Below are 20865 nucleotides of genomic sequence, written 5' to 3' on the forward strand. Positions count from 1 at the left end.
CCTGCACACCAGAATCATCAACGACAACACACGACCACACCCGACCGCCACGCCGATTTATTCAGCGGACTCATATCGCATTTGAAAGTGGCCTATCGGTCCGGAGCGCTGAGCGAAGCTGTGGCATCCGATCATTGTGTTGATGTTGGTCGTCGTACTGGCTGACATACACATCGGATATCTTCTGCAGCGATGCATCGAGGGGCTCTTGCCAAGCCTGCCAACGGCCGCCTTTTCGGACATCGCGCCCAACACGACCAAACCTTCGCTCACCAACGAGCGGATTACCGCTAGCGTTTCGTTTTGTACTTCCTGGCGTGATGTGGACGGATTGTGTTGCCTCACATTCCAATCGACGGGATAAAGGTGAATGTAATCGGCAAGACCATCCAAGAGGATTCTTCGCGAACTTTCGCGCGTTGCCGCAATGTTCATCTGGTCGATCGCCTCCCAATAATTCCGCCAGTACTCTCGCCGCCGTCCTGATCATCAGATGGGATTCGGTGGCGATATCGCCTTCCGACATCGCCTAAAGGTCGGCAGCGCTGCGCGGAGTGGTCGGTGACCCGCCTGCCCTCTCCGGTAAACAGCGCATTCTTAGCTGGGGTTTGCGTCCCTTGCTTCCCTTAGTCTTTCGTCCACCTCTTGTGCGAGCTGTTTGCCCCTTTCCGTCGACAGTACGAGGCGCTCACCTTTGTCTGTTTCGTTGAGCCAGCAACACCAAACCCATCCGGGCCTGTTGTTGAAGTGTGTGACGTAGGCGTCGTATAGCTTCTGCATCGACACCTCGAGTGGCTCCTCCCAGGCCGCAAAACATCCGTTCTCGCCGGCGCGATCACCCAATTCGAATAATCCCTCAGTGACGATAGATCTGATCATCTCCAGCGTTTCAGCTTGCACATCGGAGACTGTTGCGGATGGATGTTGCCGCATGACATGGCGATGAACTTGGTTGAAGCTGACAAAGTCTACGAAGCCGTCGAGGAGTATTTCTTCGCGTGCGTTGTCCCGTGCGATCGTCATGCGATTGATCACCTCGTCTTGAGTAGTTGCCATGGCTTACTTTCTGAGGGTGACGGCGTCATTCTGGGTTGAATTCCGGTAGGTCGGCGAGTTCGTCCTTACCTAGTACTGGTGGTCCATGGTGGCTGTGCGGTGCGTGGACAGGGTGTGGGATGGACTCCGGGGGCGGTACCGTCCCGCCGATGGGGAACGGCGGTCGGAGAGTTGGAAGTGGCGCCGTCCGTGCCGGGGGCGGCTTAATGTCTGGAGTTACCGGCGCACCAGCCGGGGGTTCTGGTGCAATTGCTCGCGGAGCCACGGGCCCACCGGCCTGTCCTGGGATATTCAACTCGCCGCCCCGCTTCGCATTGAAATGCAACTTGACGTCCTCGCCGTTCGGAAGGGTGATATCCATTGTCGTTCCCCACTTCTTGCTTTCGCCAATGCGCACGCGAGTGCCGTCGGGCAGCTGACGCTCCGCTCCCAGCCCATCTCGGTAGGGATTTTGCGAAGTGTATTCCTGTCCGTTTTTGCTCAGCCATTCCCAGAGACTGCGGAGCTGATCTTCTGTGCGGACCTCCCTGATATCTGGCCTACTGCCTTGCGGCAGGTTCTTAATCGCTTCCCGAATGTCTTGCGCCGTCGGGCCGGGTGTCGGCTCAGGAGATTGCTTCCAATCGACGAGCTGGATGCCCCAGTGCCGAGTCGGCGTTGTTGCTCCTAGAGCCGGCACCTCGTCGAAGGTGATACTGCCGATCCCGGCTAATGCCATGCTGATTTTGTCAGCGACTTGCCGATCCAATCCGATCAGTTGCGCCGCGCGCTGGCGGATGTCACTCGAGTACGTTTCGGCTTGAACTTGCCGCGGCGCTCGTTGAAAGGTGGTACCGCCGGTAGAGCGATCGATGACCGAAAGGTCTTCTGCCACAACAAATCCAGCGGCATGTGCGTCTTCGACGACGTATTGGAGGCGTGATCGGGCAGCGTGCAGGTTGGATGCGCCGATGCGCGCAACTTTCGCCGCATGCTGCAACTGATCGTCTAGACCGCTGACCTTCAGTCTGTCGGCGCGCGTCCGGGCCCGCAATTGCTCGGCGGCCACTCCCTCCCAGTCGACTGAGGCCGAGTCTTGCCAGACGCCATCGAACGTCTCGTACCATCGCTTGCCTGTAGCTGCCCAAGAGCCGGCCGCGTCGATGAGATGCTCGGTGGGCCAGTCGAGCAGGTCCATGAGTGTCGGAAGAATGGTTATACCTGCTTCACGTGGTCGAGCGTGCCCACCGAGCCGCGTTCATTGCCGACAAATCCCGTATTGGCCGCCGCGACTCGCGTAGCGCCGGTGCGCAGGCGTGCGCTGAGTGCCCCAGCGGCGGCCGCAATGTCGGCATTGCCTGCGGTCACCGCGGCTGCGCTCGCCTGACAGGGCAGTCCGACGTCACAAGCCGCCGAAACGGTCAGTTCGCCAGCCACGGCCTCCCAACGACCGGCCATCGCACGCAAATCATCCGCACCGACCCGCAGCAACATGTGGCGCAGCCTAGGCGCGCAGCCGAAGCGCGCAACTCACCCGGACCAGGCCGTCTTACTAGACCAGCGCAAGCCCGATACGCTGGGGGAATGACTGTGCAAGCACCGACGCTTCCCGACCTGCGTCAACAGGTGCACGACGCCGCGCGCCGCGCGCGGATAGCCGCCCGCCAGCTGGCCACGTTGCCTACCACCGTCAAGGACCGCGCGCTGCACGCCGCCGCCGACGAACTACTGGCCCACGCCGACCAAATCCTGTCCGCCAACACTGAAGACCTCAACGCGGCCAAAGCGGCCGACACACCCTCGGCGATGCTCGATCGACTCGCGCTCAACCCCCAGCGCATCGATGGCATCGCCGCGGGCCTGCGCCAAGTCGCGGGGCTACCCGATCCGGTCGGTGCGGTGCTGCGCGGCTACACCCTGCCCAACGGCCTTCAGCTCCGCCAGCAGCGAGTCCCGCTCGGCGTGGTCGGCATGATCTATGAGGGCCGTCCCAACGTCACCGTCGACGCTTTCGGACTCACCCTGAAGTCCGGAAACGCCGCACTCCTACGTGGCAGCTCTTCGGCCGCACACTCCAACCAAGCGCTCGTCACTGTGTTGCGCGATGCGCTGACCAGCCAGGACCTGCCAGCCGACGCGGTGCAGCTACTCTCGGCGGCCGACCGGTCCACCGTCACCCACCTGATCCAGGCCCGCGGGCTGGTCGATGTGGTGATTCCGCGCGGGGGCGCCGGCCTGATCAATGCCGTAGTGCGGGACGCACAAGTGCCCACCATCGAGACCGGCGTGGGCAACTGCCACGTATTCGTTCACGAAGCCGCCGATCTAGACGTGGCCGAACGCATTCTGCTGAACTCCAAGACCCGACGGCCCAGCGTCTGCAATGCCGCCGAGACGCTGCTGGTCGATGCCAAGATCGCCGAACACGCGATGCCGCGGTTACTGAACGCCCTGCAGGGCGCCGGCGTCACCCTGCACCTGGACCCGGATGAGGACGATCTGCGCCGGGAATACCTGGCGTTGGATATCGCGGTGGCGGTGGTCGACGGCGTGGACGGCGCCATCGCGCACATCAACGAGTACGGCACCGGCCACACCGAGGCCATCGTGACCACTAATTTAGCTGCGGCCCAACGGTTTACCCAACAGGTCGATGCGGCCGCGGTGATGGTCAACGCCTCCACGGCGTTCACCGACGGCGAGCAGTTCGGCTTCGGTGCCGAGATCGGCATCTCCACCCAGAAGCTGCATGCCCGCGGCCCGATGGGACTGCCCGAATTGACCTCAACCAAGTGGATCGTGTGGGGAGACGGTCACATCCGCCCGGCCTGACTTTCCCTTTAAAGGAGTAATTCCTCATGAGTGTGCCCGCACGGCCCGTGCCGCTGTTCGCCGATATTCCGGATGTCTCGCGAAAGCTCGCTGAAACCGGCTACCTACCCGACACCGCCACCGCGACCGCCGTCTTCCTGGCCGACCGGTTGGGCAAGCCACTGCTCGTCGAAGGCCCGGCAGGCGTCGGCAAGACCGAGCTTGCCCGCGCCGTCGCCCAGGCCACCGGCTCCGGCCTGGTCCGGCTGCAGTGCTACGAGGGCGTCGACGAGGCGCGAGCGCTCTACGAGTGGAACCACGCCAAACAGATCCTGCGCATCCAGGCCGGCTCCGGAGACTGGGATGCCACCAAGGACGACGTATTCAGCGAGGAGTTCCTGCTAGAACGCCCGTTACTCACCGCGATCCGGCGCGACGAGCCGACGGTGCTGCTTATCGACGAGACCGATAAGGCAGACATCGAGATCGAGGGTCTGTTGCTGGAGGTGCTCTCCGACTTCGCGGTGACCGTCCCCGAACTGGGCACCCTGACCGCGACCCGGGCTCCGTTCGTCGTGCTCACCTCCAATGCCACCCGCGAGCTGTCCGAGGCACTCAAGCGACGCTGCCTGTTCCTGCATATCGACTTCCCCACCCCCGAGCTGGAGCGCCGAATCCTGTTGTCGCGAGTGCCCGAACTGCCCGAGCACCTGGCCGAGGAGCTGGTCCGCATCATCGGCGTGCTGCGCGGGATGCAACTCAAGAAGGTGCCGTCGATCGCCGAAACCATCGACTGGGGACGCACGCTGCTCGCGCTGGGCCTGGACACCATTGACGACGCGGTGGTTGCCGCGACCCTCGGCGTGGTTCTCAAACACCAATCCGATCAGCAGCGCGCGACCGGCGAACTGAGACTGAATTAAATGGCCACCCGCCGCATCCGACCCACCCGGCCGCTCGCTCCGCACGGGCTGCCCGGCCACTTGGTGGGATTCGTGGAAGCCCTTCGCGGCAGCGGGATTTCGGTGGGCCCATCGGAGACGGTGGACGCCGGACGGGTGATGGCCACGTTGGGCCTGGATGACCGGGAGATTCTGCGCGAGGGTATCGCGTGTGCGGTGTTGCGCCGGCCCGAACACCGCGAAACCTACGACGCCATGTTCGACCTGTGGTTTCCCGCGGCGCTAGGCGCCAGGGCGGTGGTCTCAGAAGGAGAGGCCGACGCCGATTCCGCCGCATTGCCGCCCGACGATGTCGAGGCAATGCGGCAGATGCTGCTCGATCTGCTGACCGACAACCCGGATCTGGCCGACCTGGATGAGCGGCTGGTGGCCATGATCGCCCGGATCGTAGAGGCGTACGGCAAATACAATTCCAGCCGCGGCCCGTCGTTCTCGTCGTATCAGGCGCTCAAGGCGATGGCGCTCGACGAACTGGAAGGCAAGCTGCTGGCCGGCCTGCTCGCTCCCTACGGCGACGAGCCCACTCCGACCCAAGAGCAAATCGCCAAAGCGCTTGCTGCACAGCGAATTACGCAAATCCGCAAGATGGTCGATGCCGAGACCAAACGGCGCACCGCCGAGCAACTCGGTCGTGAGCACGTCCAGATGTACGGCATCCCACAGCTTTCCGAGAACGTGGAGTTCTTGCGCGCCTCCGGAGAACAGCTGCGCCAGATGCGGCGGGTGGTCGCCCCGCTGGCGCGAACGCTGGCCACCCGGCTGGCGGCTCGCCGGCGCCGCGCCCGCGCCGGGTCGATCGACTTGCGCAAGACGTTGCGCAAGTCGATGTCCACCGGCGGCGTACCCATCGACGTGGTGTTGCGCAAGCCGCGCCCGGCCCGTCCGGAACTGGTGGTGCTGTGCGATGTGTCCGGTTCGGTCGCCGGCTTCAGCCACTTCACTTTGCTGTTGGTACATGCACTGCGCCAACAGTTTTCGCGTGTTCGGGTGTTCGCCTTCATCGATACCACCGACGAGGTGACGCACATGTTCGGGCCCGAAGCCGATCTGGCCGTGGCGATCCAGCGGATCACCCGCGAGGCCGGCGTCTACAACCGCGATGGTCATTCCGATTACGGGAACGCGTTCGTCTCGTTCACGCAGGGCTTCCCGAACGTGCTCTCACCGCGCAGTTCGCTGCTGGTGCTCGGCGACGGTCGGACCAACTATCGCAACCCCGAGGTGGATGTGCTGGACGACATGGTCACCGCCAGCCGGCACGCGCACTGGCTCAACCCGGAGCCCAAGCATCTGTGGGGGAGCGGCGACTCGGCGGTGCCGCGCTACCAAGAGGTGATCGCGATGCACGAATGCCGGTCCGCCAAACAACTGGCGACGGTGATCGATCAGCTGCTACCGGTTTAGCGCGTCTTCTGGAACACCAGCCAGCGCAGCTCGACGGGACTGAGCTCCCGCTCGACGGGGAAAAGATCCGTGCCGCTGACCCAACCCTCGTACCAGCTGGTAGGCGGCCACCCGCCCTCGGGCAGGTTCGCTTTCTCGTAGTCGTATACCGAGTCGTCGGCAACGAGCTCGAGGTGTAACCCAGCCGCTGCGGCGGCCACTTCTGGCCGGGTGAAAAAGCTCGTGTACACCTGCTGTCCGAATTCCCGCGCGGCCTGATCAGGTACGTAGTCGCCGCTCGCGAGGAACGCGCTGAATACCAGGCGACCCCCGGGTGCCAGGCAATTGGCGGCGAGTTCGAACAGGCCGCGCAACTGCTGGGTCGTGCGGAAGTCGGACACCACCTCCGACAGCGTGATCAGCTGATAGTCCTGGCGCAGGTCGTCCATCGTCGCGAAGACGTCACGTGTGATCACCCGCACGGCGAGGCCTTCGCGTTGCGCCTCCGCGCGGATCATCTCGGCGAACTTCGGCGTGATCTCCACCACGTCGACCGGGTGCCCGCGCCGGGCCAGGGGAAGTGCGTTGCGTCCGGTGCCGGCCCCGATTTCGAGCACCCGGTGCGCCCTTGGTTCGAACGCTTCATTGGCCAGCGCCCAGACGCGGGCGTCGGGTTCGGTACCGAATAGCGGCGGCTCACGGGTGGCGATCCAGTTTTCGTAGGCCTCCGCTAAACTCCACCACCGGGCGTTGACCTGGTAATTCAGGACGCCGCCGACGGGTGCGTTATATGAAATGACGATGCTGGACCGAGAGGATTTCGAGAACGCTTCGGCCAGCTGCCCCTCGAGCACTCCTCGCACATGAGCGAGTTCCTCGTCGGAGAACTTCCGGCCCAGAGTGGCAAAGAGGTCACCGCACATCTTCACGTATTCGTCGATCATGCCCGGTACGGCCGGCAATGAGATCTCGCCGTTGACCACCGACCGGTGGTAGAACTGCCGGGTCATGGCCTCGCGAATCGGCTGCGTCGACTCTTCGGATGCGAGCGGCAAATTGTCCACAGACCTCTTCTACACGAAGGCCCCGCTGTCGGCGCTGCATTCCAGCAAGACGTTGGTATGTCTTTGCGCGAGCTGAGCTGCATCGGATGCTCAAGTAAGCTGGCAAACCGTGCAAAAGCACCTGCGCAGGCTGGGAGTAATGGGTGGGACGTTCGACCCCATCCATTACGGCCACCTGGTCGCCGCCAGCGAGGTGGCCGACCAGTTCGACCTCGACGAAGTCGTGTTCGTACCCAGCGGCCAGCCATGGCAGAAGGACCGTAACGTTTCCGCGGCTGAGGACCGGTATCTGATGACGGTGATCGCCACGGCCTCCAATCCCCGCTTCTCGGTGAGCCGGGTCGACGTCGACCGTGGCGGACCCACGTATACCAAGGACACGCTGCGCGACCTGCACGCCCTCAACCCGGGCTCCCAGTTGTACTTCATCACCGGCGCCGACGCCCTGGAGTCGATACTGACCTGGCAGGGCTGGGAGGAGCTGTTCGACCTGGCGCGGTTCATCGGCGTCAGCCGGCCCGGGTACGAGCTGCGCCGCGACCACATCACCGGCGCCCTGGGCGAACTCGCCGAAAATGCACTCACCCTGGTCGAGATCCCGGCGCTGGCGATTTCGTCGACCGACTGCCGGCTGCGCGCCGAACAGCGCCGCCCGCTGTGGTATTTGATGCCCGACGGTGTGGTGCAATACGTCTCCAAACGCCGGCTATACCGCACACCGTCGGCCGAAAGCGCCCGTCCCACAACGATTCTGCCCGCGGGGAACAACGCGTGACCGCCAACCAGGAAGCCATCGACATGGCCACGGTTGCCGCCGAAGCGGCGGCCGCCAAGCTCGCCAACGACGTGGTGGTCATCGACGTCTCCGGGCAACTGGTCATCACCGACTGCTTCGTTATCGCCTCGGCGTCCAACGAGCGGCAGGTCAACGCGATCGTCGACGAGGTCGAGGAAAAGATGCGCCGGGCCGGCTACAAGCCGGCTCGCCGCGAGGGCGCCCGCGAGGGCCGCTGGACACTGTTGGACTACCGCGACATCGTGGTGCACATTCAGCACCAGGACGACCGCAACTTCTACGCCCTTGACCGGCTGTGGAGTGATTGCCCGGTGGTGCCGGTGGACCTGTCGGGAACCGCGTCATGACGGTGCGCCGGCTGGTGATGTTGCGACACGGGCAAACCGATTACAACCTCGGCAGCCGGATGCAAGGCCAGCTGGACACCCAGCTGAGCGACCTGGGCCGGGCGCAGGCTGTCGCCGCCGCCGAGGTTTTGGGCAAACTGCAGCCGCTGCTGATTGTGTCGTCGGATCTGCGCCGTGCCTATGACACTGCGATCAAGGTGGGGGAGCGCACCGGGCTGGGGGTCCGGGTGGACAAGCGGTTGCGTGAGACCCACCTCGGCGACTGGCAGGACCTGACCCACGCCGACATCGACGCCGAGTCCCCAGGCGCCCGGCTCGCGTGGCGCGAGGATGCGACCTGGGCGCCGCACGGCGGGGAAAGCAGATTGGACGTGGCCGCCCGCAGCCTGCCGGTGGTTGCTGAGCTGGTGTCCGGTGAGCCGGAATGGGGTGACGCCGCCCAGCCGGAGCGGCCGGTGGTGCTGGTGGCCCACGGCGGCCTGATCGCCGCATTATCGGTCGCACTGCTGAAGCTGCCGGTGGCCAACTGGCCGATTTTGGGCGGTATGGGCAACTGCAGCTGGGTGCAGTTGAGCGGCCACTCGGAGCCTTCTGGGCCCGGCGCCGACTTCGATTCGATCAAGTGGCGGCTGGACGTGTGGAACGCTTCGGCGCAGGTCTCCAACGATGTCCTCTAAGCGCGCGGCCATTTCGAAGCCGACACTGCTGGTCTTCGCAGACTCCCTGGCCTACTATGGGCCCACCGGCGGACTGCCTGCCGACGATCCACGTATCTGGCCCAATATCGTTGCCTCCCAATTGGATTGGGATCTGGAGCTGGTGGGTCGCATCGGCTGGACCTGCCGGGATGTCTGGTGGGCGGCCACTCAGGACCCACGGTCCTGGGCGGCGTTACCGAAAGCCGGCGCGGTGGTCTTCGCCACCAGCGGCATGGATTCGCTGCCGTCGGTGTTGCCGACGGCGCTGCGCGAGCTGATCCGCTACGTACGGCCACCGTGGTTGCGGCGCTGGGTCCGCGACGGCTACGGCTGGGTCCAGCCGCGCCTGTCGCCGATCGCACGGCCCGCGTTGCCGCCCCGGTTGACCGCCGAATACCTCGAACAGACCCGCGGGGCAATCGATTTCAATCGCCCGGGAATCCCGATCGTGGCGTCCCTGCCGTCCGTGCACATCGCCGAGACCTATGGCAAGGCCCACCACGGGCGGGAGGGCACCGTCACGGCTATCACGGAATGGGCTCAGCGCCATGACATTCCATTGGTCGACCTCAAAGCAGCCGTGGCCGAACAGATTATGAGCGGCCAAGGAAACCCGGACGGTATTCACTGGAATTTCGAGGCGCATCAGGCCGTCGCGGAACTGATGCTCAAGGCACTGGCCGAAGCCGGCGTGCCGACCGAGAAGCCGCGCGGCTAAGCCGTGGTCATTGTCGTGACCGATACGTCGGCCCGGCTGCCGGTCGAGTTGCGCGACAGGTGGGGGATCCGCGAAGTTCCCCTGCACATCCTGCTCGACGGCGCTGACCTGCGCGACGGCGTGGACGAGATCCCCGACGACATCTACAAGTGTCATGCCACGACGGCGGCTGCCACGCCGGCTGAATTGGCCGACGCCTACCAGCGTGCGTTGGCCGAGAGCGACGGTGACGGTGTGGTGGCGGTGCACATTTCGTCGGCGTTGTCGGGCACCTTCGGCAACGCCGAACGAACCGCCGCCGACCTCGATCCGGCCATCCGGGTGATCGATTCGAAATCGTCGGCGATGGGCACCGGGTTTATCGCAATCGCGGCTGCTCGGGCCGCGGCTGACGGTGCCGATCTGGACACCGTTGCGCGGGCTGCGAGTTCCGCGATACCGCGCACCCACGCGTTCGTGGTCGTGCACCGATTGGACAATCTGCGCCGCAGCGGCCGCATCGGCGGGCCGAAAGCATGGTTGGGGACCGCGCTCTCACTCAAGCCGCTGCTGCGCGTCGACGACGGCAAACTCGTTCTGGCGCAACGGGTTCGTACTGTCAAGCATGCGACGGCGGCAATGCTCGACCAGGTCTGCGAGGTGGTGGGTGACTGTCCCGCGGCGCTGGCGGTGCATCACGTCGCCAACCCGGAGGGGGCCCATGACGTGGCGGCGACTTTGGCGGCACGGCTACCGGCATGCGAAGCGGCAATCGTCACCCCGTTGGGGCCGGTACTGGCACTGCACGTGGGTGCCGGCGCCGTCGCGGTTTGTCTGCAACTAGCCGAGCAGTGCGCCGGTTAGGTGGTCAGCGTGTCGAAGACCGTTGTTCCGACCGGGGTGTCATTCCAGATGTAGATGGGGCCGACCGAGAACGGATAATTCCCGGTGTTGAACACGTTGCCCGACGCCACGACGACCGGCGAGTGGGCCGCGGTAACCGTCTGCGAGTACAGCTGCACACCATTGATCGTGTAGACCGTGATGGTAGTTCCCTCGGGAAGATGATTGCCGACGGCGATGCCCGGCACCAGCGACTGTGGGATGCTTCCGGCGGCGCCACCGGAATCGATGTATGCCTGCACGGTTTGCACCGGCTGATTGTTGATCTGTACCTGCACGACGGTCCCGGGCGCGCCATTGAGCGGGACATGCGTCGGCAGCGAATTGGGACCGAACTCGACCAAGCCGCGAGGCATGTTCAACAGCACACCCTGATTCATGTTGGTCGGCAATGCTGCGTTGGTGGGGGTGGAGAACGGAAAACCGTTGTTGGGGCCCACGCCCAGGTAGGCGGGTAACGACGAAAGCGCGACCGGGTGGGACGGGTCTCCCAAATATGCCGCGTTCGCGACGCCGACGGTGGTCGGGCCGGTGACAATCCCGTTCCCGAAATTAACTGTCGTCTGGAATGTTTGGTAGTTGACGAAGAGGCGTCCGGAGCTGCCGAGGCCATAACTGACGCTACCGGTCCCGGTGGGCGTACCAAGGGACGCCATATTCACGTATTGCGGCGGTACCACCAGACCGGTGGCGCCGGAGTCGATGATGACGGGCGAACTGGGTCCACCACCGATCGAGATGTTGAGGATCGGGTTGCCGAACTGATCTATGTAGATAAGCGTTTGGTTCGGCGAAAGCAGAGTGCTGAGCCCCGGGGCTCCGGTTTGTCCCCACAGCAACCCGGCATGACCACCGGCGCCGCCGATACCGCCGGGTCCGCTGGCCCCGCCCGTGCCGCCGTCGCCGATCAGAATCGCGGACCCGCCAACACCCCCGGGCGCTCCGCCATAAACGCTCTTGCCGCCGGTGCCGCCGTTGCCCCACAACAATCCGCCGGGCCCGCCGGCACCTCCGGCTACTCCGGCGCGCGTGCTGGTGCCACCGGTACCGCCATTGCCGAACAACCACCCGCCGGCCTCGCCCGGCGTCCCAATACCCTGAGCGTTGGTGTACCCGTTGACCCCGTCACCGAACAGTGGACGGCCGGTCACTTCGCGGAAGGGTTGGTTGACCGCATTGACTCCGAACGGGATCAATTGCCCGATGTTGGCAATCTCGGCGCCCAGATAGGCCTGCACGGCGACCGCAAGATTGTGGGTGAACTCCTCATAGGAGGCCGCGACTTGACTGGCCACGGCCTGATATTGCTGACCGTGCTGGGTGAACAGCTTGGCGATCGCCACCGAAATCTCGTCGAGGCTTGCGGCCTCCAACGCTGTGGTAGGAATGGCGGCGGCGGTATTCACCGACCTCATCGATGCGCCGACATTCTCCAAATCCGTTGTGGCTGTGGCGAAATAGTCTGGGCTCACCAGCAGAACCGACATGTCAGCCCCCTCCCGTCAACATGATCAGCGGGCGCCCCAACCAGCCGCGGATGTTGACAGTGTAGTAAAAAACCGGCCCGGAACAAGCGCTCCGATCAGACTGCTGCGCGCGCGCCGACTCTTCGCGTGTTGTCTTCGCCACGCGGATGCACCACCTGCGGCCACCAGAACCAGCGACCCAGCAGCGTCGCGATAGACGGCATCAAAAGGGTGCGCACGATCAGTGTGTCGAGCAGCAGACCGATGCAGACGGTGGAGCCGAACTGGCCCAGCACCCGCAGCTCGCTGCCCAGCATGGAGGCCATGGTGAACGCGAACACCAGGCCCGCGGCCGTCACCACCCCACCGGTGCCGGCCATAGACCGGATGATTCCCGTTTTGAGTCCGGCGTGGATCTCCTCTTTGAACCGCGACACCAGCAGCAGGTTGTAGTCGGAACCGACGGCCAGCAGGATGATGACCGACAGCGCCATCACGATCCAGTGGATCTTGATGCCGAACAGGTCCTGCCAGATCAGCACCGAAAGACCGAACGACGCGGCTATCGAACTGGCCGCCGTACCCACGATCACCAGCGCCGCGACCACGCTTCGGGTCAGCAGCAGCATGATCATGAAGATCAGGGTCAGCGCCGATACCACCGCGATCATCAGGTCGTATTTGGCGCCGTCGTGCATGTCTTTGAAGGTGGCGGCGGTACCCCCGAGATAAATCTTGGCGTCGGACAGCGAGGACTGCTTCAGCCCCTCCTGTGCGGCGGTTCGCTCGGCGTCGACCCGCGAAATCCCCTCCGGCGTCATGGGATCGCCCTGGTGGGTGATGAAGAACCGGGCGGACTTGCCGTCGGGCGACAGGAACATTCGCAAGCCGGTCTGGAAGTCGGGGTTATCGAACGCCTCGGGCGGCAGGTAGAAGAAATCGTCGTTCTTGGATGCGTCGAAACTCTGCCCCATCACGATGGCCGTGTCGCTCATCGACTCCATCTGGTTGAGCATCGCCAGGAAGGTGGCGTGCATCGTCAGCGTGAGGTTCTTGGTCGTCTGCATCGTCGCGATCATCGGCGGGATCAGGGTCAGCATCTCGTGTGTGGCCGAGGCGGTGCGCCCGATGTCGGTCGTGAGCTCGTGGAACTTCTCGGCGAGCTGGTCGAACCCGTCCAGCGAGTCGAACAGCGACCGGAACGACCAGCACATCGGAATATCGAAGCAATGCTTCTCCCAGTAGAACATGCTGCGGATCGGCCGCCAGAAATCGTCGAAATCCGCGATGTGGTTGCGCAATTCGTCGGTGATGGCCGAGGTTTCCGCGGTGGTTCGCGCGCTGTCGTCGGCGGCGCGCGAAAGGTCTTGCGTCACTTGGTACATGCGCTGCATGGTCTCGATCATGAACTGCATCTGGTCGGCCATCTTGAGGATGTCGTTCATGCGATCCTTGAGGAAAGCCATGTTCTGCATCGTCGTCTGGCTTTGCATGCTGTTCTGAAACGGTATCGAGCTGTGCTGGATGGGAATTCCCAGCGGCCGGGTGATGTCCTGGATCATCGCGATGCCGACGACCCGAAGGACGTTCTTGGCGACTTTGTCCAACACCAGCATGTCGGCCGGGTTGCGCATATCGTGGTCGGCGTCGACCATCAGCATGTCCGGATTCATCCGGGCCTGGGAGAAGTGCCGGTCGGCGGCCGCCTGCCCGACATTGGACGGGGCTGAGGTGGGCAGGTAGTAGCGGTCGTTGTAACTGGTCACATAGCCAGGCAGGGCGATCATGCCGATGAGCACGATGGCGGAGCTGAGCGCCAGAATCGGTGCGGGCCAACGCACTACGGCGGTGCCGACCCGCCGCCACAGCTGCCCCTTGGCTGAGCGCTTGCGTTCGAAGAGTCCGAACTTGCTGCCCGCGAAAATGACGGCCGGGCCCAGGGTGAGACCGGCCAGCACGACCACCAGCATGCCGATCGCCACCGGTGCGCCCATGGTGTTGAACCAGGGCAGCCGCGAGAAGCTCAGGCAGTACGTCGCCCCGGCGATCGTCAGGCCGGACCCCAGCACCACCGGCGCGACCCCACGAAACGTGGTGTAGTACGCCGTTTCTCGATCCTCGCCGGCTTGTAGTGCCTCTTGGTAGCGGCCCACCAGGAAGATGCCGTAGTCGGTTCCGGCGGCGATCGCCAGCATCGTGAGGATGTTCGCGGCGAACGTAGTGAGCCCGAATACGTTGTGGTAACCCAGAACTGCCACGATTCCGCGCGAAGAAGCCAGCGCGATGCCGGTCATGAACAGCTGCACCAGCGTGGTGACGATGGAGCGGTACACCAGCAGCAACATGACGGCGATGGCGCCCAACGTGAACAGCGTGATTTTGGCCAGGCTGGCGTTTCCGATGATGTGCATGTCGTCGGAAAGGGCTGCGGGACCGGTGACGTAGGCCTTCACTCCCGGGGGTGCCTGGTTGCGTTCGATCACCTTGCGAACGGCTTCAACGGATTCGTTCGCCAGCGTCGTGCCCTGGTTGCCGGCCAGGTTCAACATCACGTAAGCACCCTTGGCGTCTGCGCTCTGCGCTCCGGCAGCGGTGAGCCGGTCCCCCCAGAAGTCCTGGATGTGCTGGATGTGCTTGGGATCCTGACGTAGTTGGCGAATCAGGTTGTCGTAGTAGCGATGTGCGTCGTCGCCGAGGGACTGCTGTCCTTCCAGCACGATCATCACCGTGCTGTTGGAATCGAATTCCCGGAAGTTGTGGCCCAGCAGCATCATCGCCTTCATGGACGGCGCGTCCAGCGGCGTCATCGGCGCCGCATGCTCCTCGCTGACCACTTCCAGGCGCGGGACGATGACGTTCACGACGACGGTAAGCAGCACCCAGCCCAGGATGATCGGTACCGCGAACAACCGGATCATGTGCGGGATAACCGGGCGGTGTCCGCGCTCGGGTTTGGCTTCGGAGCTGCCGGCATTGATCGGCCCGGTGTCAGCCGTGTCCTCGGTGCTGACGTGGCTCTTGCTGTTCAGCTCGCTCATGCTGACTTCACCAGGCAGAAGGTCTGGGCGTTGACGCCGTCGGCGTTTTGTTGTTCGCGTAGCACCCCGTCCACGGTGATACGGCAGCTGATCTGGTTACCGTCGCCCTGGGCCATGATGTTGGCGCTTACCGAGGGCAGCGTGGTCGAGATCGTGAACGACCACGGCAGCGGCGCCGAGTTGACCTGGTGGGTGTTGGCGTTCTCATCCCAGAAGTTGATGTTCGCGGTGGTCCCCGGCGGTCCGGAGACGTCGTAGCGAACGACCTTCGGGTTGAATTGCACGATCTCGATTCCGGCGCCGGCATTTGCGTTGAGGTCCTGGGAGCCGAAGATCTTGTGCAGCCGCGACACCACCAGGGCGGAGACAGCGAGCACGACCACCAGGACCAGTGGTATCCAGGCCCGTTTGATCCCGCGGGTAATAGCCGATCCCATTGATCTCACAGCCACCGCCTCTCCGAGTTCGCGGGCACCGATGTTCGGTTGTAACGCCCCATCGGGGAGCTTGCTTCCAGCGCCGCCGCTAGGAAACCGACAGAATATTTGCTCGGCTAAGTATCTTAACCCTTAGTGCACGTAAGCGTTCTCCGGGGTCTTGTCCTGCGCGCATCGGCTCAAACCGCTGCCCGGCCGGTGACCGGCGGCAGGTCGGCGAGCGTGGCGATCCCCGGCTCGGCGGCCACCACCGCCGGGACCGCATTGGTGACCGGCATCGCGGTGTAGATCATGCCCAGACCCATGAACCCGGGCTCGGCCCAATCCTTGGGTGGCAGGCAATGCAACACGGTGCGCATGTTCGGCAAATCGAAGACCTGAATGACGTGACCATGTTCCAGTGGTTTCGGTGGTACCACGTGATCGCCCATGACCCAGTTGAATCCGACGCTGACCACGTTGCGCTCGCCGGCCCAGCCGCGGTGATAGCCGTAGACGCTGCCGACGGTTCCGGCCGGGATCGTCATGAACCCCAGGTCGGTGTCGGCGGTGGCGGCGGTGAAGGTGACGTCGAACGTCATCCGGTCCAGCTTTGCGCCAATGGCATCGGCCATCATCGCCGCCGACTCGGCAAAGACCTCACTTTCGCGCCGTACGCTCTCGGACAGCCCCGGGGTATGGGGGTCCTGCGAGAAGCCCATCGCCTTTTGGGTTTCCGCCGATTCGTACGTCGAGCAATCGACCGACTCGGTGATGCGGATCTCGTCGACCCGCTCACAGGAGGCGCTGAGCACCATGCCGACCATATTGGTCATCCCGGGATGCGCGCCGCTGCCGAAGATGGTCGACCGGCCGCGTTCGCACGCTTGCGCGATGCGCTGGCGATCTTGCGGCGTCTGCTTGCCGCCGGTGATCCAGGCCGCGCTGGTGCACACATTGACACCCGACTCCAGCAGACGCACCAGCTCATCGATGTTGGGCCACAACGGGTTATAGCAACATGCGTCCGCTTTCAATGCCAGTAGCGCGTCGACGTCGTTGGTGGCGTTTATCCCGGTTGGTTCCGGCCAGCCCGCCAGATCGGCGGCGTCCACACCGACCTTGTCCGCCCCGTGCGCGTACACGCCGACGAGTTCGAAGTCGGGCCGGCCGATGATGGCGTGCAGCGATCGTCGCCCGATATTTCCGGTGGTCCACTGGATCACCTTCAGTGGGCGGTCTGGGCTGGTTGTGCTCATCAAGGCTCCTTTGCCGGGGACGGGAGCCATTATCGCCGCAATATTCGGATGCACATAGGTGCGGGTGTGTGCCACAGTCGGATCCCGTGACGGTGACTGTGCGTAGTCCGGCCGAGGACGACTGGCCGGCAATGTATTTCCTGGCCGGGGCCAGCTTCACCGACTTCATCGGCCCCGAGTCGGCCGAGGCGCTGCGGACACTGGTGCCCGCCGACGGCGCGGTGGTGGTCCGGGACGGTCCGGATGTGGTCGGGATGGCGCTGTACATGGACCTGCGGCTGACGGTGCCCGGCGGTGCTGTGCTGCCGGCGGCCGGGCTCAGCTTCGTCGCGGTCGCGCCGACGCACCGACGGCGCGGGGTGCTGCGCGCGATGTGTGCCGAATTGCATTGCCGCATATCTGGTTCCGGGTATCCGGTGGCGGCTTTGCATGCCAGCGAGGGTGGCATATACGGGCGCTTCGGCTATGGGCCGGCCACGGTGTTGCAGGAGCTGACAATCGACCGGCGCTTCGCCGCCTTCCACACCGACGCGCCGCACGGCGGGCGGGTCCGGCTGGTCCGCCCGGATGACTGCCGCGCGGAGCTGGAGGAGATCTACGAGCGCTGGCGCACTCGAGTACCCGGTGGGCTGCTACGTCCGAAGGTGCTCTGGGACGGTCTGCTGACCGAGCGGCAGCCCGGCGAGCGCGACTGTTTTGCGCTGTTGCATCCCGACGGCTACGCGCTGTACCGGGTGGATCGTACCGATGCCAAGCTGGCCCGCGTCAGCGAGCTCAGGTCGCTGACCGCCGGCGCGCATGGCGCGCTGTGGCGGGCGCTGCTCGGGCTTGATTCGATGGAGCGCGTCAGCGTCCTCACCCACCCGCAGGACCCGGTGCCGTTTCTGCTCACCGACACCCGGTTGGCCCGCACCACGTGGCGCCAGGACGGGCTGTGGTTGCGCATCATGGACATACCCGCTGCGCTGGAGGCGCGCAGTTATGCCGGGCAATTGGCAGTCGTGCTGGACGTGTCCGGCGCCGGCCGCTACGCACTGAAGATCCGGGACGGGCGGGCGCGGTGCACTCCGACCCAAGCCGCGGCGGACGTCGAGCTGGGCCCGGACGTCCTGGGCAGTCTTTACCTGGGCGTGCATCCGGCGTCGATGCTGGCCGCGGCGAACCGGTTGCGTACCACCGATTCTGGGCTGATACGCAGGTTGGATGTCGCTTTTGGTACCGAGGTTCCCGCTCAGACGGCGTTCGAGTTCTGAAGTCAGTCGCTGATATCGAATCCGGAGATGACCTTGGTGGGACGCACCCGCACCACGACTTCGCCGGGAACGGCGTTGCGACGGCCGAACTCATCCGCGCGCTCGGCGCCCATGTAGCGCGCCCCCGTTCGGGTTGCGACGTCCAGCACGGTCTGCGGGTCGTCGATCACCGTTGCCACGCCCTGCACCTGAACGAACGAGTAGGGCGGGTGCGGGTCGTCGACGCAGATCACGACCCGCGGATCGCGTTGCACGGCACGGCCTTTGGGTGTATCGCGGTGCGTCGTGAAGACCAGTTCGCCGTTATCGACCACGAACCACACCGGTGTGGCCAGCGGCCGTCCGTCCGAGGCGACGAAGCCGAACATCCCGGTGCGGGTCCCCTCGGAGAGGAATGCGACCACTTTGGTGGACAGTTCGGCCATCGCGCTACAGCCTGGCCAGCTCGTAGTCGGCGATGTGGTCGATGAGGACCTGCAGGTGGTCGTGCGTGGACCCCAGCGTGTGCTCGATCGCGGTGAGCCGCGCCAGGTAGTGACCGACCGGGTATTCGGCCGTCATGCCGATGCCGCCGTGCAGCTGAACCGCCTCCTGCCCGATGTGGCGTCCCGACCGGCCGATCTGCAGCTTGGCGCGCGAGGCGATCACCGGATCGAAGTTGCCGTCGGCGATCGACATCGCGGCGTACAGGCTCATGCTGCGGGCCAGCTCCAGTGACACGTACATGTCGGCGGCGCGCTGGGTAAGCGCCTGAAACTTGTTGAGCGTGACGCCGAACTGCTTGCGCGTCTTGAGGTAATCGGTGGTCAGCCGCAGCGCTTCCTCCATGGCGCCCAGCGCCTCGGCGCACAGCGCCGACTGAATCCGGATGAGGGCATTGCCGATGGCGGCGGATGCGTCGACCGCATCGCCCAGGGGTTCGGCGGGCGCCTCGTTCAGCTCGATCTGAGCGCCGCGCTGGTTGTCGAAGGTGCGGTAGGCAGTTCGGGTGACCGCGGGGTTGGGTTCGGAGCCGTCGACCAGGAACAAGCCGGTGCCGCCGTCGGGCAACGTCGCGCTGACGACCAGCGTATCGGCGCTGTCGCCGGCGAGCACCGGGTTCTTCTGCCCGCTTATGGTCCACGAATCACCTTGCCGCACAGCCTTGGTCGCTGCTTGCGCGGACGGTTTGCGCCGGCCCGGTTCCAGGTGCGCGAAGGCCAGGAGACGTTGGCCGGCCGCTACTTCGTCCAGCAGCTCGTGCTGCGCGTCGGTACCCAGCTCGGCGATGAGCCCCCCGGGTGCCAGTGCGGCGTGTACAACGGGTTCGGGCGCCAACCGTCGACCGACTTCGGTGAGCACCACCATGATCTCGATCTGACCGGACTCGTCGGGGTCGAATCCGAGGCCCAGGATGCCGATGTCGGCAAGCTGGCTCCAGACATCGCGGCTCCAGCCGAGTTCGGTGTCGATCACCTTGTTGCGGCTCTCCGCGTCGTAGCTGCGGGCGAGCACGTCGCGGGTGGTGTCGCGAAGCAGGGCCTGTTCTTCGCTCAACTGAAAGTCCATGTCTGCCTCACAATCCGAGAATGGTGGACGCGATGATGTTGCGCTGCACCTCGTTGCTGCCGCCGTAGATCGAGGTCTTGCGGTAGTTGAGATAGTGCGGCGCGCTGGTCTGCGCCCATTCCTGCGATGCGATCTGGTTCGCATCGACCGGCAGCGCATCGGGTCCGGCCACCTCGACGAGCAACTCGGTGGCGATCTGCTGCAGCTGGCTGCCGCGCAGTTTGAGCACCGAGGACGCCGGGTTGGGCTTGCCACCCGACGAGCCGGAAACCACCCGGGCCTGGGTGAGTTCCAGTGCCAGCACTTCGTTTTCGGCCTCGGCCAGCCGCGCCGCGAACAGCGGATCGTCGAGCAACCCGTTGGCTGCGGCGTGTCGTTTCACTTCGGCGAGACGGACTTTGGTTCGGCCCACCTGGGCGATGCCGGTGCGTTCGTTGCCCAGTAGGAACTTCGCGTACGTCCAGCCCTGATTCTCTTCTCCGACAAGCTGGTCCGCGGGCACCCGGACATCGGAGAAGAACACCTCGTTGACTTCCACGCCGCCGTCGATCGTCTTGATCGGCCGCAGCGTGATGCCCGGCGTCTTCATGTCCATGAGCAGAAACGAGATGCCCGCCTGCCGCTTGGGTGCTTGGGGGTCGGTGCGCACCAAACAGAAGATCCAGTCCGCGTACTGGCCCAGTGTCGTCCACGTCTTTTGACCGTTGACGACGTAACTGTCGCCGTCGCGCACCGCCGCGGTGCGCAGCGAGGCGAGGTCGGAGCCGGCTTCGGGCTCGGAGAAGCCTTGGCACCACCAGATGTCCATGCTGGCCGTCGGCGGCAGGAAACGCTGTTTGATTTCCTGGGATCCGAATTCGGCGATGACGGGGCCCACCATCTTGGTGTTGAAGTTCAGCGGCTCGGGGACGCTGGCCAATTGCATCTCGTCGTTCCAGATCTGGTGCTGGGTGGGAGTCCAGTCTTTGCCGCCCCATTCGACCGGCCAGTTCGGGACGGCGAGCCCGTGTTCGTGCAGGATCTTGTGGTTGGCGATGATCTGGTCGCGGGTCAACGACTCGCCCTGACGGACCCGCTCGCGGATTTCGGCGGGGATCTGCGTGGTGAAAAAGATGCGAAGCTCGTCGCGGAAGTCGGCTTCGTCGGATGTCAGCGCCAGCTTCATTGGCAGCCTCCTTCGTCAGGCGGT

At 64.6% G+C, this 20865-nt stretch carries 20 protein-coding genes; 9 read left to right on the top strand and 11 right to left on the bottom strand.

Going from position 1 to position 20865, the window contains the following annotated elements:
• Positions 1-597: 597 nt before the first annotated feature.
• Genes AWC27_RS06065 through AWC27_RS06075 form a run of 3 tightly spaced genes read right to left on the bottom strand, consistent with a single transcriptional unit; the run spans position 598 to position 2529 of the window.
• Entirely contained in the window at positions 598-1056 is a 459-nt protein-coding gene (locus AWC27_RS06065; protein WP_085669666.1) for a hypothetical protein, read from the bottom strand.
• 25 nt (positions 1057-1081) lie between these two features.
• On the bottom strand, positions 1082-2233 hold the full coding sequence (locus tag AWC27_RS06070) for a hypothetical protein (RefSeq protein WP_085669667.1): 1152 nt from the start codon (positions 2231-2233) through the stop codon (positions 1082-1084).
• Between the two features lie 17 nt (positions 2234-2250).
• Entirely contained in the window at positions 2251-2529 is a 279-nt protein-coding gene (locus AWC27_RS06075; protein ID WP_085669668.1) for a hypothetical protein, read from the bottom strand.
• Between the two features lie 90 nt (positions 2530-2619).
• On the opposite strand from AWC27_RS06075, the gene AWC27_RS06080 reads away from it, so the two are divergent.
• Genes AWC27_RS06080 through AWC27_RS06090 form a run of 3 tightly spaced genes read left to right on the top strand, consistent with a single transcriptional unit; the run spans position 2620 to position 6212 of the window.
• Positions 2620-3867 (top strand): glutamate-5-semialdehyde dehydrogenase, encoded by a 1248-nt coding sequence (locus AWC27_RS06080; RefSeq protein WP_085669669.1) that lies wholly within the window; start codon positions 2620-2622, stop codon positions 3865-3867.
• 26 nt (positions 3868-3893) lie between these two features.
• A complete protein-coding gene (locus AWC27_RS06085; protein WP_085669670.1) occupies positions 3894-4769 on the top strand; it encodes an AAA family ATPase in 876 nt (291 codons plus the stop codon).
• A complete protein-coding gene (locus AWC27_RS06090) occupies positions 4770-6212 on the top strand; it encodes a vWA domain-containing protein (RefSeq protein WP_085669671.1) in 1443 nt (480 codons plus the stop codon).
• On the opposite strand, the gene AWC27_RS06095 is transcribed toward AWC27_RS06090, so the two are convergent.
• Positions 6209-7255 carry a class I SAM-dependent methyltransferase gene (locus tag AWC27_RS06095; RefSeq protein ID WP_085669672.1) on the bottom strand — a complete coding sequence of 349 codons (1047 nt, stop codon included), beginning with the start codon at positions 7253-7255 and terminating at the stop codon, positions 6209-6211. The two genes, AWC27_RS06090 and AWC27_RS06095, sit on opposite strands and share 4 nt — an antisense overlap.
• Before the next feature lie 121 nt (positions 7256-7376).
• On the opposite strand from AWC27_RS06095, the gene nadD reads away from it, so the two are divergent.
• The 5 genes from nadD to AWC27_RS06120 are packed head-to-tail and all read left to right on the top strand — an operon-like array spanning position 7377 to position 10657.
• Positions 7377-8030 (top strand): nicotinate-nucleotide adenylyltransferase, encoded by a 654-nt coding sequence (gene nadD, locus AWC27_RS06100; RefSeq protein ID WP_264079188.1) that lies wholly within the window; start codon positions 7377-7379, stop codon positions 8028-8030.
• Positions 8027-8398: a ribosome silencing factor gene (gene rsfS, locus AWC27_RS06105; protein ID WP_085669674.1), complete on the top strand. Its 372-nt coding sequence runs from the start codon at positions 8027-8029 to the stop codon at positions 8396-8398. Before nadD ends, rsfS begins: the two co-directional genes overlap by 4 nt.
• On the top strand, positions 8395-9075 hold the full coding sequence (gene gpgP, locus AWC27_RS06110) for a glucosyl-3-phosphoglycerate phosphatase (RefSeq protein ID WP_085669675.1): 681 nt from the start codon (positions 8395-8397) through the stop codon (positions 9073-9075). Before rsfS ends, gpgP begins: the two co-directional genes overlap by 4 nt.
• On the top strand, positions 9065-9814 hold the full coding sequence (gene octT / locus AWC27_RS06115; RefSeq protein WP_085669676.1) for a diglucosylglycerate octanoyltransferase: 750 nt from the start codon (positions 9065-9067) through the stop codon (positions 9812-9814). Before gpgP ends, octT begins: the two co-directional genes overlap by 11 nt.
• Positions 9815-9817: 3 nt before the next feature.
• Positions 9818-10657, top strand: a complete 840-nt coding sequence (locus AWC27_RS06120; protein ID WP_245846875.1) for a DegV family protein — start codon at positions 9818-9820, stop codon at positions 10655-10657.
• Here AWC27_RS06120 and AWC27_RS32625 read toward each other — a convergent pair.
• From AWC27_RS32625 to AWC27_RS06140, 4 genes are all read right to left on the bottom strand, one after another.
• On the bottom strand, positions 10654-12183 hold the full coding sequence (locus AWC27_RS32625) for a PecA family PE domain-processing aspartic protease (RefSeq protein ID WP_085669677.1): 1530 nt from the start codon (positions 12181-12183) through the stop codon (positions 10654-10656). The two genes, AWC27_RS06120 and AWC27_RS32625, sit on opposite strands and share 4 nt — an antisense overlap.
• A 95-nt stretch (positions 12184-12278) precedes the next feature.
• On the bottom strand, positions 12279-15200 hold the full coding sequence (locus AWC27_RS06130) for an MMPL/RND family transporter (RefSeq protein WP_085669678.1): 2922 nt from the start codon (positions 15198-15200) through the stop codon (positions 12279-12281).
• Positions 15197-15637, bottom strand: a complete 441-nt coding sequence (locus AWC27_RS06135; protein WP_085669679.1) for an MmpS family transport accessory protein — start codon at positions 15635-15637, stop codon at positions 15197-15199. The genes AWC27_RS06130 and AWC27_RS06135 overlap by 4 nt, the downstream gene beginning before the upstream one ends.
• Positions 15638-15816: 179 nt before the next feature.
• Positions 15817-16875 carry an NAD(P)H-dependent amine dehydrogenase family protein gene (locus AWC27_RS06140; RefSeq protein WP_085669722.1) on the bottom strand — a complete coding sequence of 353 codons (1059 nt, stop codon included), beginning with the start codon at positions 16873-16875 and terminating at the stop codon, positions 15817-15819.
• 68 nt (positions 16876-16943) lie between these two features.
• Between AWC27_RS06140 and AWC27_RS06145 the strand changes: the two genes are divergently transcribed.
• On the top strand, positions 16944-18128 hold the full coding sequence (locus AWC27_RS06145; RefSeq protein WP_085669680.1) for an enhanced intracellular survival protein Eis: 1185 nt from the start codon (positions 16944-16946) through the stop codon (positions 18126-18128).
• 2 nt (positions 18129-18130) lie between these two features.
• Here AWC27_RS06145 and AWC27_RS06150 read toward each other — a convergent pair whose 3' ends face one another.
• From AWC27_RS06150 to AWC27_RS06160, 3 genes are read right to left on the bottom strand one after another with little or no spacing between them, the layout of a single operon-like run.
• Entirely contained in the window at positions 18131-18553 is a 423-nt protein-coding gene (locus AWC27_RS06150; RefSeq protein WP_085669681.1) for a PPOX class F420-dependent oxidoreductase, read from the bottom strand.
• A gap of 4 nt (positions 18554-18557) precedes the next feature.
• Positions 18558-19676: an acyl-CoA dehydrogenase family protein gene (locus tag AWC27_RS06155; protein WP_085669682.1), complete on the bottom strand. Its 1119-nt coding sequence runs from the start codon at positions 19674-19676 to the stop codon at positions 18558-18560.
• A 7-nt stretch (positions 19677-19683) separates the two neighbouring features.
• Positions 19684-20841 (bottom strand): acyl-CoA dehydrogenase family protein, encoded by a 1158-nt coding sequence (locus AWC27_RS06160; protein WP_085669683.1) that lies wholly within the window; start codon positions 20839-20841, stop codon positions 19684-19686.
• Positions 20842-20865 lie beyond the last annotated feature (24 nt).

The sequence above is a fragment of the Mycobacterium szulgai genome (genome assembly GCF_002116635.1).
GTDB classification, from domain to species: Bacteria; Actinomycetota; Actinomycetes; order Mycobacteriales; family Mycobacteriaceae; genus Mycobacterium; species Mycobacterium szulgai.

What these genes read in the sequence shown, in the direction of transcription:
- AWC27_RS32625 (WP_085669677.1), bottom strand. Translation starts at nt 12,183, where the DNA reads ATGTCGGTTCTGCTGGTGAGCCCAGACTATTTCGCCACAGCCACAACG.
- AWC27_RS06135 (WP_085669679.1), bottom strand. Translation starts at nt 15,637, where the DNA reads ATGGGATCGGCTATTACCCGCGGGATCAAACGGGCCTGGATACCACTG.
- AWC27_RS06140 (WP_085669722.1), bottom strand. Translation starts at nt 16,875, where the DNA reads ATGAGCACAACCAGCCCAGACCGCCCACTGAAGGTGATCCAGTGGACC.
- AWC27_RS06075 (WP_085669668.1), bottom strand. Translation starts at nt 2,529, where the DNA reads ATGTTGCTGCGGGTCGGTGCGGATGATTTGCGTGCGATGGCCGGTCGT.
- AWC27_RS06085 (WP_085669670.1), top strand. Translation starts at nt 3,894, where the DNA reads ATGAGTGTGCCCGCACGGCCCGTGCCGCTGTTCGCCGATATTCCGGAT.
- AWC27_RS06090 (WP_085669671.1), top strand. Translation starts at nt 4,770, where the DNA reads ATGGCCACCCGCCGCATCCGACCCACCCGGCCGCTCGCTCCGCACGGG.
- AWC27_RS06080 (WP_085669669.1), top strand. Translation starts at nt 2,620, where the DNA reads ATGACTGTGCAAGCACCGACGCTTCCCGACCTGCGTCAACAGGTGCAC.
- AWC27_RS06150 (WP_085669681.1), bottom strand. Translation starts at nt 18,553, where the DNA reads ATGGCCGAACTGTCCACCAAAGTGGTCGCATTCCTCTCCGAGGGGACC.
- AWC27_RS06155 (WP_085669682.1), bottom strand. Translation starts at nt 19,676, where the DNA reads ATGGACTTTCAGTTGAGCGAAGAACAGGCCCTGCTTCGCGACACCACC.
- AWC27_RS06130 (WP_085669678.1), bottom strand. Translation starts at nt 15,200, where the DNA reads ATGAGCGAGCTGAACAGCAAGAGCCACGTCAGCACCGAGGACACGGCT.
- octT (WP_085669676.1), top strand. Translation starts at nt 9,065, where the DNA reads ATGTCCTCTAAGCGCGCGGCCATTTCGAAGCCGACACTGCTGGTCTTC.
- AWC27_RS06065 (WP_085669666.1), bottom strand. Translation starts at nt 1,056, where the DNA reads ATGGCAACTACTCAAGACGAGGTGATCAATCGCATGACGATCGCACGG.
- AWC27_RS06160 (WP_085669683.1), bottom strand. Translation starts at nt 20,841, where the DNA reads ATGAAGCTGGCGCTGACATCCGACGAAGCCGACTTCCGCGACGAGCTT.
- AWC27_RS06070 (WP_085669667.1), bottom strand. Translation starts at nt 2,233, where the DNA reads ATGGACCTGCTCGACTGGCCCACCGAGCATCTCATCGACGCGGCCGGC.
- gpgP (WP_085669675.1), top strand. Translation starts at nt 8,395, where the DNA reads ATGACGGTGCGCCGGCTGGTGATGTTGCGACACGGGCAAACCGATTAC.